A 260-nucleotide genomic window follows, 5' to 3' on the forward strand; every position below is an offset into this window, starting at 1 on the left:
TGGAGCGAAAAAGAGTTCAATCGTCTGCAAACATTTACGCAGATCGTTTCTGTCGTCACCGAACAAATCCAGAGCCGCGTCGTTAACAATGTCGACTATGAGTTGTTATGCCGGGAACGCGATAACTTCCGCATCCTGGTCGCCATCACCAACGCGGTGCTTTCCCGCCTGGATATGGACGAACTGGTCAGCGAAGTCGCCAAAGAAATCCATTACTATTTCGACATTGACGATATCAGTATCGTCTTACGCAGCCACCG

General features: G+C 49.6%; 1 pseudogene. It reads left to right on the plus strand.

From position 1 onward, the window contains the following. Positions 1-260, plus strand: a pseudogene (locus tag R2R70_RS21215) (hypothetical protein); the annotation flags it as partial.

It is taken from the genome of Cobetia sp. SIMBA_158, from assembly GCF_046566945.1.
Lineage (GTDB): Bacteria > Pseudomonadota > Gammaproteobacteria > Pseudomonadales > Halomonadaceae > Cobetia > Cobetia amphilecti.